Source organism: Bacteroides faecichinchillae JCM 17102 (assembly GCF_000614145.1).
GTDB classification, from domain to species: Bacteria; Bacteroidota; Bacteroidia; order Bacteroidales; family Bacteroidaceae; genus Bacteroides; species Bacteroides faecichinchillae.
Genome location: NZ_BAKK01000075.1, coordinates 1 through 10,729, shown reverse-complemented (window position 1 = coordinate 10,729; position 10,729 = coordinate 1). Strand labels below are relative to the sequence as shown.

12 protein-coding genes are annotated in these 10,729 nt (G+C 34.5%); 6 read left to right on the top strand and 6 right to left on the bottom strand.

Features of this window, described 5'->3' with window-relative positions:
- Window positions 1-58: 58 nt before the first annotated feature.
- Window positions 59-715 (bottom strand): hypothetical protein, encoded by a 657-nt coding sequence (locus JCM17102_RS20050; protein ID WP_025076449.1) that lies wholly within the window; start codon window positions 713-715, stop codon window positions 59-61.
- A 118-nt stretch (window positions 716-833) separates the two neighbouring features.
- Here JCM17102_RS20050 and JCM17102_RS20045 point away from each other — a divergent pair, with 118 nt between their 5' ends.
- The 6 genes from JCM17102_RS20045 (at window position 834) to JCM17102_RS20015 (ending at window position 4,837) form a co-directional block, all read left to right on the top strand.
- On the top strand, window positions 834-1,088 hold the full coding sequence (locus tag JCM17102_RS20045; RefSeq protein ID WP_025076448.1) for a hypothetical protein: 255 nt from the start codon (window positions 834-836) through the stop codon (window positions 1,086-1,088).
- A 7-nt stretch (window positions 1,089-1,095) separates the two neighbouring features.
- Window positions 1,096-1,464 carry a helix-turn-helix domain-containing protein gene (locus JCM17102_RS20040; protein WP_025076447.1) on the top strand — a complete coding sequence of 123 codons (369 nt, stop codon included), beginning with the start codon at window positions 1,096-1,098 and terminating at the stop codon, window positions 1,462-1,464.
- 1 nt (window position 1,465) lies between these two features.
- On the top strand, window positions 1,466-3,070 hold the full coding sequence (locus tag JCM17102_RS25120; protein WP_025076446.1) for a DNA primase family protein: 1,605 nt from the start codon (window positions 1,466-1,468) through the stop codon (window positions 3,068-3,070).
- The gene (locus JCM17102_RS20030) at window positions 3,067-3,981 is read left to right on the top strand and encodes a BT4734/BF3469 family protein (RefSeq protein ID WP_025076445.1); all 915 of its coding nucleotides are present in this window, start codon (window positions 3,067-3,069) and stop codon (window positions 3,979-3,981) included. Before JCM17102_RS25120 ends, JCM17102_RS20030 begins: the two co-directional genes overlap by 4 nt.
- Window positions 3,982-4,168: 187 nt before the next feature.
- Window positions 4,169-4,312, top strand: a complete 144-nt coding sequence (locus JCM17102_RS30780; RefSeq protein ID WP_159106366.1) for a hypothetical protein — start codon at window positions 4,169-4,171, stop codon at window positions 4,310-4,312.
- A gap of 159 nt (window positions 4,313-4,471) precedes the next feature.
- Window positions 4,472-4,837 (top strand): hypothetical protein, encoded by a 366-nt coding sequence (locus JCM17102_RS20015; RefSeq protein WP_136498562.1) that lies wholly within the window; start codon window positions 4,472-4,474, stop codon window positions 4,835-4,837.
- A gap of 665 nt (window positions 4,838-5,502) precedes the next feature.
- Here JCM17102_RS20015 and JCM17102_RS20005 read toward each other — a convergent pair.
- From JCM17102_RS20005 to JCM17102_RS19985, 5 genes are all read right to left on the bottom strand, one after another.
- Window positions 5,503-6,078: an ORF6N domain-containing protein gene (locus JCM17102_RS20005; protein WP_025076443.1), complete on the bottom strand. Its 576-nt coding sequence runs from the start codon at window positions 6,076-6,078 to the stop codon at window positions 5,503-5,505.
- 453 nt (window positions 6,079-6,531) lie between these two features.
- Window positions 6,532-6,984: a hypothetical protein gene (locus tag JCM17102_RS20000; RefSeq protein WP_025076442.1), complete on the bottom strand. Its 453-nt coding sequence runs from the start codon at window positions 6,982-6,984 to the stop codon at window positions 6,532-6,534.
- Between the two features lie 37 nt (window positions 6,985-7,021).
- Window positions 7,022-7,813, bottom strand: a complete 792-nt coding sequence (locus JCM17102_RS19995) for a DUF4595 domain-containing protein (RefSeq protein ID WP_025076441.1) — start codon at window positions 7,811-7,813, stop codon at window positions 7,022-7,024.
- Window positions 7,814-8,847: 1,034 nt separating this feature from the next.
- On the bottom strand, window positions 8,848-9,441 hold the full coding sequence (locus JCM17102_RS19990) for a tyrosine-type recombinase/integrase (RefSeq protein ID WP_025076440.1): 594 nt from the start codon (window positions 9,439-9,441) through the stop codon (window positions 8,848-8,850).
- 297 nt (window positions 9,442-9,738) lie between these two features.
- On the bottom strand, window positions 9,739-10,729 hold a 991-nt coding region (locus JCM17102_RS19985; protein ID WP_025076439.1), incomplete at its 5' end, for a DUF3871 family protein.

The following is a 10,729-nucleotide window of genomic DNA, read 5'->3' as shown; positions in this document are numbered from 1 at the left end:
TAAAGATTTTTATATAAGAGTATAAAAAAGCTGTTCACTTCATTCATTTACTTCACTTTTATAATAAAAGGTCTGTACAGCAGAAGTCAGTATCGAAGTTTTCTATAATTGTCCATAATGGATCGTCATCAAACAATGGCTCTATTATGACTTCTGGTAGTTCTACTTTATTGGAAATCGGTGTTAGTCGAAAACCGGCAGTTTCAAATTTTCGTCCAATTTTACTGTGCATACCATAAGATTCAATGACCTCAAAGGAATACTCTCCTAAAAATTTCAATCTACAATATTTTTTTGGATACCAGCCAATGGTTATTTCGTCACTTTCATTCAAAGTGCTGAATTTATAGAAGTCAATCGTACTGAAACCTTTTGTTACGTCATACTTCTGTTCTGCTTTCTCACAGAAATCATCCCAACTCAAATATCCTAGTTTTCTGGCGTATAAAGAACAACTGGATAGACTAGGTTTAGTTTTGCTATTGATTAGTCCGAAATGGCGTTTTATTGAATCCTCGCTTACCTTATCCTCACTTTTATGCCCTTTTTTCTTATTGTCAATCCTATTGAGCTCCTCATCTAATGTCTCTTTGTTGATAAAAGAGCGGAGTTTCTCATAACTTCCGAGAGTTAATTGGATTTTTAACCGCTCCTTATACTCCTGTTTCAAAAGTTCAAATAGCTCTTTATCATATTTATAACTGTTACCTCCCATAATTCGTCATTTAAAATTTCCATAAAAGTACAATAAAAATTTCATCCCGTCAAATTTGCCACTAACCTGCTTTTTGAAATCCCGGTTAATTTGCAACGTAATTCAAAATTAATGAGCTATGGACAAATTAAAGGATGATGTAATGCAGCAATCGAAACCAGGAAAAAATCACTTAAATACCAATTATTCTGGTTTGCCACTAACCTGCTCCTGCCGAGATGCCGACCTTTGCATCATAATTCTAAACAAAGAAATAATGGATGCAATAAAAGAAACATCAGCAAGCAAAAAAAACATCAAAAATCAAGAAAAGAAGAGTTTGCCACTAACCTGCATTTTTCTGTTTTCGGACTTTTGCATCAGAATTAAATGAATAAGATATGAAAACGGATTATAACAACTTACCGGAACGAATAGATTATTTGATTTCGGAAATAGCAGGGATAAAAGAGTTATTAACGCAAAGGATTCGAAACCCCGAAGAGATACCGAAATATTTGGATATAAACCAAGCACTGCTCTATTTGGGAAAGTTAGGATTTTTAATTAGCAGGTCAAAACTATATAAGTTAACCTCTGGAAATAATATCCCATGTCATAAATCTGATAACCGGATTTATTTCTTTCCACAGGAGTTGGATAGTTGGCTGTCTAGCCAGATTGAAAAGAAAAGTGAAACGAGCCAGAACTTTTCAGACCAATCAAAACAATTTATTATAAAAACGGCTCAATATAAAAACAGGAAATAAAATGAAAACGGATCTCAATATTATCAATATCTGTCTATCAGACACTCCTATGCAAGAATTCATTAGAGAAAATAGAATACTAGGTCGTATTATCAGTGCAATACCCGAAATCCCTTTTGAAAAAGTAAAAATAGGGGAATGTATACGTAAGGGTCGGGAAGATTTATTGTATGAGAATAAAAAAACAGGAGCAAAGCATACAAAAATAACAATTGAAGAGAAGTGTGTGTATGTATCTAAAGTTTTGAAAAAAGTTGCGGAGGAACATAATTCTGATTTTCTGATATTGGATGGCTTTTTGCATTATTTCAATGGTGCTTATTGGGAGAAAATTGATGAATCCGTTGCTTCGGATTGTATTTCTATGGCGGCAGAAAAAGCAGGATTTTTGCCTGTTGAGGCTCAGCAGGAAAACAATAAAAAGAAACTATTGAGACAATTTATTGCTGATTATAAGTGTCCTCCCATCCAAACGAAAGATGATGATTTAAGCATCTCTGTCAATCTAAGAAATGGAACCCTGAAATATAATAATGGAGAGTTTACACTTCGAGATTTTCAAAAAGAAGATATGTTGAGATACCAACTTTCTTTTGATTACGATCCTGATGCGACTTGTCCACAATTTGATGAATTTCTTGATTATGTATTACCTGAAAAACAAGCTCAAGATGTTCTTATGGAAATGATAGGGTACTGTTTTATTCCTACCCGCAAATTGAAGTTGGAAAGAAGTATGATGCTGTATGGCGAAGGAGCCAATGGCAAAGGAGTAATTTACGAACTAGTGAAAGAAATTCTTGGTAAAGAACATGTGACAGGATTCTCCATGGCTGCTCTTTCATTTGATGCGAATACAAGGGCACAGCTTAGTGGGAAACTTCTTAACTATTCATCTGAATTAGGTGGAAAATGTAATCCTGATATGATTAAGAAGCTGATAAGCGGTGAGGATGTGGAGGTAAAAACACTCTACAAAGATGTTTGGACTATGCAAGACTATACATGTAAGTTCATGTTCAACACTAACTCTTTACCTAAAGAAACAGAAGCGAATGTCGCTTTTTTTAGAAGATGGATTATTTTACCTTTTGATGTCACAATCGCGAAGGAAAAGCGAGACAAAAAACTTCCGGACAAACTAAAAAAAGAACTTTCCGGCATTTTTAATCGTGTAATATCCGGTATCAAACGGTTATTGGAAAGGGAAGACTTTACGGAATCGGAATTGGTAAACCGTACACTTGAAGAATATAAAATTCGTTCAAATACTGTTTTGTTCTGGGTAAAAAAAGAGGGATGGTTTGCCGTTGTTCCTCCTGAAAATACAGAACGTAAAAGTGCGAAGGTTCCACATGTAGAACTTGATTTCCTTTATGAAAAATATGTTGCTTTTTGCAAGAAAAAAGGGATGCATGAAACCAGTAATGCTACATTTAATGAGAGGATTAGAAAACTATTTTATGTCCAGACGGGAAGTACCAATAATGCTACATGGGTGTTTTGTGATAAGCCTAAGGAGAAGGATATTCCAGTTTCCGATGATACGCAATCTCCAAAAAGCTATGTGGAGAGATTTATAGACAATTTAAATGAAGAAAAATGAAAAATTCAACAGTCAGTTTGTTTGAAAGTTACAAGCAGAAACTTCCAATCGGGCAAGTGAAGCTATTTGATTGGGTATGTAGTGAACGTTACAAAGAAGAGGCGAAATACATTCGCTCTCTTTCAGAGAAAAGCGAACAACGGAAGTACAAGGCAGAATTGCCTTGTATCACTCCGAGTGGCATATTTTCTTATTGTAGTGATAAGTACTTGGATTTGCATAGCGGTTATATCTGTATTGATATAGACGGTGGCAAGGATAATCCAGAAATTACAGATTTTGAGAAGCTAAAACAGGATTTGTCAAGTATTGAATGTATTGCATATTGCGGTTTGTCAATTAGTGGGAATGGTGTGTTCTGTCTGATACCGATTGAACATCCTCGCTATCATAAAGAGCATTTTTATGCTTTGGAAAAGTTCTTTCGAGATAGAGGCATTGTAATTGATACTTCATGTAAGAATGTGTCAAGGTTAAGGGGGGCTTCTTATGATGCAAATCCTATATTGAATTCCAATGCCTCAACTTTTACAGATAGAATAGAACAGCCTATTAGGCTAATTAAGCAACATACAAATGATGAGAATATGCAAGGTATTCCTATAATAAAAACGCCCCAGAATATTCCCATGATTATGACACCCATACTACAACGGATAGGAGATAATCAAATGGATATAACGGGTAATCATTTACGTTGGTTTTCTATTGGTTGTGCTTTGGCCGGAGAATATGGGGAAGAGGGCAGATACATTTTCCATGCAGTCAGCCGGTTCTATAAAACGGAAAGTTATCAATACACTCGTGAAGAAACCGACATCATGTATGATTCATGCCTAAAGAACTATTACAAGTATAAATACACGATAGGAACATTCTATCATTGGTGTAAAGAATACGGTATGATATAAATTTTATTCTAACTATCAATTATTTAATTATGATGAATGATAAACTTAAATTAGAGAAGGAGTCACATACTCTACAGAATGAGAAATTACTTTTTGCGAAAAATGTTCGTGTTATACTGACTGGCAACCATTGTTCAGGTATGAGCTATACTTTCGAGACATTGCAGCTTATGAAAACGAAGAAACCATGAGGCGTATTTTCCCACCTGCTTTTATCGTGAAGAAAAGGGGTGATGGGGGATATGATGATTGGTTTACTATTGGTTGTATTATCAGAAATTTCTTTGGAGAAGATGGTCGGCAATTATTCCATGAAATTACTAAACATTGATTACGTTGCAGTTATAATAAAGCAGATGCTGGCTATTCGGAGATGTTGAAACATAATTATAACACCGACCGCTTATTTGAAATAGCTGCAAAATATGGATTTTAAATAATGGGAAGAAGATACCCTTTTATCTTCAATAACTTTTATATTTTTAAAATAATGGGAAAAAATGAAATTGGTAACAACAGAGCCGACTCAAAAAAATCTGTTGAGAGTAAGAATTGTGATGAGTTAATGACAGTCCCTTGTGTAGATACGGATATTAAGCCCTCTTCAGACGATGAGGGTGACTGCACATCAGAAGTAAAGTTTGTAAGAGTCAGTGATTTGTACTCAAATTATCTGAAGCGTTGGAATTCTTACAAGAGTCCTAAAAGCAGAAGAGAGTATGCGCGTTGTTTGGAACGGCAGTATCCTGGTCTTGTTCGACATGGTTGTACAAACAAGGAAACACGTCTTTATTTGAAAGAGTCACCACGCTCTTGTGAAAAGGAACTAAAATCAAATGACATTGATAATATTTGATTGTACTTTGTTGGAAATGAATAGTCGTATATTATCTACACTATTACTTCTTATTTGATTTTATTGCGAAGAAAAGGGATAACTACCGGTGTGTAGCTTATCCCTTTTTTCTTCTCAAAACGTGTGCAATTTGTGTGCAAAGAGCCTCATCCTATACCGAAACCAAGGATAACCTATGCAAAAGGAAGAAACCCAAAGAAAAAGAATATCATTTACCGGTGTGTCACGTTTATCATTGATTATCACCACTTTCCAAAGGTTGTGTGCAAATTGTGTGCAAGGAGTTTCAGTGTGCAAGAAAAAAGCCGCTACAAGGTTTCTTGTAACGGCTTGATTTCCTTTGTTTTATGTTTTGTGGACCAGCCTGGGCTTGAACCAGGGACCTCCAGATTATGAGTCTGTTGCCGAGCACGACAAATCCTGCGGATTTATCGTGTGTAACCAACTGAGCTACAAGACCTTTTAAGCGTTCGTAAACCTATTAATGAACTCTCTTAAGAACGTATCGGTAAACCAGCGGTAAACAACCGTTCTTGTTGCAAAGTTAGCTAATGTTGTACTGTTATGCAATAATTATATCTTATAATTGGAGTTGCTTCAATCACTTTTTTACTTACGTGGAAGTATTATAGTTTTTATAAAATCTCGTGCTTGGCAGAATCAGATTATTCATCATGCTGTATAAATCCGATTCTTCTGCGTGGTTTTTCTTCCAGTTTCTTCTTGGCTTGCAGTTCTGCCAATGTCTGATTAATGAGTTCCAACTGCATTCGCGTATCGTCATTAATATCGTTGTAATCAGCGAATACTTCTTCTATGTAGCCTTTCAACTCTTTCATTTGCTGTTCTAATTGTCCTACTCTGTCTATTTGTGGGGCTGCTGTAATCAGTTGTCTCATGGCAACAAAAGCACGTACAATCAAAACACTTGTTTGAATGGCAATATCACTTCTTAATACACTGGAAAGCATTACAACTCCATGCTCTGTAAAAGCCAGTGGCATAGCGGACTTAGGTCGTTTCATTCGTGATGTCATCACAAATTGTGATGAGATAGATTCCCATTCCTCTAATGTAAGTTGAAACATAAAGTCTTTAGGAAAGCGTTCTATGTTACGCTTGACTGCTTGATTAAGTACACGAGTTTCTACTTGGTACATTTCTGCAAGGTCGAAGTCAAGCATTACTTTCTGACCTCTGATTTCATATATCTTGCTTTGAATTACTTGTAATTGTTCCATTGATTTAATCTTTCGTGGTGCAAAGGTAACCAACTCTGTATAATGTAAATAGAATGTACGGATAAAATTTCAGTATATGGCATAAAAAATATTTCTGCATGGTTAAGGTTCTTATTTTATTTTTGTCTGCTTTCGATTTTGACTTTTGTATGATTCTGAATACTGTTGTATATGTGAAACTTAAAATTTTATAGCTATGAAAAATTAGATAAGAAAAGATGCAAGGGTATGCCTTATACCCGATTATATGGAAACGCACACTATTACCACTTATAGATTAGCAAGTGATAAATTTCTCTGCACATATTTTCCTGAAAGTGCGTATGGGCTTACCCCATCCATGAAGTTCAAAAGGAGAAAGCGTTAATAATTTGTTCAGAACTGAAAAAGCCAACTTATCCATTTGTTTATAATGGGTAGGTTGGCTTTTTGCTTGTAACAGAATAGATAATGTTACATCTTAATATAAGTATATTTATCGTAATATTTTCCGTTTGGTTCTACTACTTCATAAATCAAAGTTTTAGATGTTAAAGTTAGGATTGTACAGTTTTCACCATTATATTTAAAACTCTTCCCATTTAGTGTGATTGTTTCCGATTCGCTATACTGCCAAGCACCATTATCATAGTAATAGGTAGAAATAGAATATTGGTTTTCTCCCATTTTCTTTATTTCCATTTTTGTACTTGCATCGCGGTCATTGGGATTATAAGGGTCTGGGTCTGTACTCCAAGGTTCTTTATTACCGTTGTACAATTCCCATCCTTCACCATAGTCATAATACCAAGTTCCTTCCAATGAAGCGGATATTTCTTCTTCATCATCATCACTACTGCAAGAAGCAAAATTTACACTGATAAGAATTGCCATAATAGCTATTCCAATTAATCTGAATGTTTTCATTGTTATTTTATTTTTAATATGAATCTAATTAATGTATTTATTCCCATGTGAAAGTATAAGTTGTTGTATAGGTATAAGTTGTACCATTTGACACAGCTTCTTCTGTACTATTTTCTGTGCAGCTTTCTAAATATCCGTCTTTATCTAATTTATAAGTCAATTTTGAAGTTGTCTCATAATAATCTTCTTTATTGTAGATTTGTATAGGCAATTGAGTAGTACGCAAACCCACTAATTCGGGATGTGCTAACATCACTTTAAAATCATCTTCTACCATTGTAACCATGAAAGGAAAATATCCTTTGCAAGTTTGATTGCCATAGGTAATCTCTGATATTCCATCCTCATCAGTTATCTTTGTAACTTTACCATTATCCCAAGTCAGAGTACGTGTATCTGAATAATCGTATCTGCTACTACTACGTTGGTAAGCTGTCAATTGTTTGGATGAATTATATGCAAACGAATAATTAGTTCCATTTGTTTCTGAGCCAGTTCTTGCTAAACCATCTGTAAGAGAATAAGTAATAGATTCGTCATCTTCACTTTCTCTAATAGTATTTTCGCCCCAGGTAATGTTGGTAATATAACTACTGCTATCATAATCCTTTTGAACAATAGATATTAATCTACCTTTGCTGTCGTATGAAAAAGACCATGTATATGTATCATGCTCATCCGTTTCTGTAAATTCTACCAGTCGTTTCTGATTGGTAATCACACCATCATCATTTTTAGTAGGTTCTTCATCATCATCACTGCAAGAAGCAAGATTCACACACATTACTACGGCTAATAAAGCCATTCCAATTAATCTAAACGTTTTCATCTCTATTTTCTATTTGTGCTTTTCAGTACCCTTAAAAAGCAGTTATATTAAATAGAAAAGGTGTGGGTACATATTTGCTTTATCCTGTTTCTTGGGCTTCTCGCATTGCCTTTGGTACGGATAAAACAATAGCAACCCACACCAGTTTTGACAATATCTAAAAGCCTTATAAGTTCATATAAGGTAGGTATATATCAAATGGTGTGGTGCTATTGCTATCATCTTCGTACCGTTTTTAAATTTTGCGAGAATCTAAGAAACAGAAGATAATTTCAATAACACCTTTCGTTAAATATGTCCTTTCAGTGTCTTAACGCATTAAGACCTCTGAAATTGCTGCAAAGTTAGCGAAAGGTTTTGAATAGCTAAAGATAAAACGCTGATAAATGCAGTTCTAAGTGTTTCAAAACATATCTGTAGTAAGTAATTAGATAGTATCAACTTCTTTTCTTTGTAATTGCATAAGCAGGTACTTTTTTTGAACGGAGACTATAAGAAGATTTTTTCCCGAAAAAAGTACCCGTAGATTTTACGGATTGAAAAATGAATATCTTCTATTATATACAAGGTATATAGGTTTACAGTCTAACTAAGTAATCAGTAAAATCAATATCTAATCTGTGTAACTCAATAGCGATATGAAAATTAGAAGTGGGTATATAAGACGATAATTTTTAAAACTCATACCTACTATCAGTTATAAATATTATAGCTGTTTTTCTGATATTGCAGATTAGTACGGCTGTTCATAACTTATAGATAATTCCGAAAAATCAACATACTATAGCTACAAGCCGCATCATGCCTTTTTTAAAAGATAATTTTCTTACGCTTGCGCCAGTGCGGAATTAGCTACGTTATCGCAATCTGTTTTGCTTGGAATCATGTCCCATCAGATTTATATATAACCATTATTTACAGTTTCTCTTACATTGCAGTTTTTGAAAGTTACTGTATATTAGAGAACGGGACAAAGTTCTTTATTTCTGAAAATGGTATGATAACAACAGAAATTTCAAACTTTGTCCCACTGATTAGAAACTTAAACAGTCATAAGTATTTAACAGTTCTTCTTGTCTAAGTCCCAAGTATCTTTTAGTTATGGTTACACTGGAATGATTAAATAATTCCATCAGTTTAACTAAAGCCAATTCAGCATTTTCAGAGGATTCAAACACTTTCCTGCCAAAAGTCTTTCTAAGTGAATGAGTGGAAAAATGGTCTATCTTTAAATTATACTTGACTTTCAACTCTTTAAGTACAATGTTTATCCATTGGATAGAATAGACTTTGTTCTTACCTTTTCCCGATAAAAAACAGAACTCATTCAAGTTCTGAATATCCAAAGCTGTATAACAGTCTTTGATATGTTTCTGAAACTCCTTATTAATTCTCACTTCTCTACGTTTGCCTGTTTTCTTTTCGGTAATGGTAAACTTTGCATCATTACTCAAAAGCATTGCCCAAGTAAGTTGTAATAGGTCAGAGATGCGTAAACCAAAAAATATGCCACACCCAATAAGCAGGCTTATTCTATAATTTTTATCCCTATATAACTTTCTTACCAAGTTTGTGGCACTGTCCCACTGTAGGCAGTCACTTGTTGTATAACTGTTCTTCAAACTCATATTGTTTCAATTTTGTAGGTTTAACTATGAAAGTGAAAGTAAATTTGGGAATCAATTTGTAATAGCTTGATTCTCAAATTACTTTCACTTCTATTGAAAAGTGTAACTAAGATTGCATATAAATAAAGATGGATAAAATCAGTATCAGCAAAAAAGGATTGATAATACCAATTATTATTAGTAACAGTACTACTAGTATGCTCCATAGTACTAGTTTTTCATTATCATTCATTCTGTAGTATTTTTAAGTTATTAAAAAAGAGAGGACACCTAAATGAATAGATGTCCTTTCATTAGTTAGTCAATAAACCATTTGTAATGCTCATCCCCATGCAAGGCTGCATTAATTCCAACTGCCATTTCAGTAGCATTTAAAGAGCGGTCTAAGAATGAATCAATATAGCTACTCTTATTTGCACCCGTTAATAGGTTGTAGAACTTCCACATATTCAATTCATTTCCAAAGCTGCCAAAGTTCTCATCATTAATGTAGGCTTTTGCAACACTGTTTATTTGTGTGTCAGTTAATAACATTCTTGGCAGTCTCTTTTGGTAGCCATTAGGTAAACACTGATAAAGTCTCATTTTACCCAATATTTGTGCAAATTGGTGTTCACTCATTGAAGTATTGCCCAACTGTTGCATCAAATGCAGATGTTTGGCAGGATTGTAGTTGTTGAACAGTTCCAAGGCAGAACGATAAAGTTCACTTGTATTGCTCACTCTTAAATCATCCTTGTAACCATCTGTAAAGATGCACATATTGCAGCATACTTGGTTCTTGAAGCCAATAGCCAATCTAAACAACTCTGGAACTTTCTTGCTGTATAAGTTCATTTGATTATAGGCTCTAACTCCTACTATCGAAAGATTCAGCTTGTTACCCTCAATCGTTTCATAAACAGTTGGAATGTCAATGCTGAAAGCTGCCCTTTCATAATAGATAGTTTTGTCAGATTCCAATAACTGATTGGCTGGCTTATGGATTGCATCAGGCGTGCGACCCTTAATAACATGAGAGACACGAATATCGGGCGTTCCAATAGTCTCACCATTGTAGTAGGAGTTTGCAGCTTCCCAAACTGTTTCAATAAATGCAGCATGGTTTACTGTAAGCTCATTGTCTTTTGCAAAAACGGGAGTAATGCAGTCATTTTTCAAATGTTGTAAGGTGGTTTCTTGGGTGTTTGCCTCAATGAAATGATTTACCCTTTTAGGCGTTGCCGTTTCTTCCACAATTATAGTAGCTTCTTCTGCATACTCACCTAAATTCAAAGTTCTTTTCTCC

Coding starts and splice junctions, on each gene's coding strand:
- JCM17102_RS19995 (WP_025076441.1), bottom strand. CDS start 7,813: ATGAAAACGTTTAGATTAATTGGAATGGCTTTATTAGCCGTAGTAATG.
- JCM17102_RS20030 (WP_025076445.1), top strand. CDS start 3,067: ATGAAAAATTCAACAGTCAGTTTGTTTGAAAGTTACAAGCAGAAACTT.
- JCM17102_RS20045 (WP_025076448.1), top strand. CDS start 834: ATGGACAAATTAAAGGATGATGTAATGCAGCAATCGAAACCAGGAAAA.
- JCM17102_RS20015 (WP_136498562.1), top strand. CDS start 4,472: ATGGGAAAAAATGAAATTGGTAACAACAGAGCCGACTCAAAAAAATCT.
- JCM17102_RS30780 (WP_159106366.1), top strand. CDS start 4,169: ATGAGGCGTATTTTCCCACCTGCTTTTATCGTGAAGAAAAGGGGTGAT.
- JCM17102_RS20005 (WP_025076443.1), bottom strand. CDS start 6,078: ATGGAACAATTACAAGTAATTCAAAGCAAGATATATGAAATCAGAGGT.
- JCM17102_RS20000 (WP_025076442.1), bottom strand. CDS start 6,984: ATGAAAACATTCAGATTAATTGGAATAGCTATTATGGCAATTCTTATC.
- JCM17102_RS19990 (WP_025076440.1), bottom strand. CDS start 9,441: ATGAGTTTGAAGAACAGTTATACAACAAGTGACTGCCTACAGTGGGAC.
- JCM17102_RS20050 (WP_025076449.1), bottom strand. CDS start 715: ATGGGAGGTAACAGTTATAAATATGATAAAGAGCTATTTGAACTTTTG.
- JCM17102_RS20040 (WP_025076447.1), top strand. CDS start 1,096: ATGAAAACGGATTATAACAACTTACCGGAACGAATAGATTATTTGATT.
- JCM17102_RS25120 (WP_025076446.1), top strand. CDS start 1,466: ATGAAAACGGATCTCAATATTATCAATATCTGTCTATCAGACACTCCT.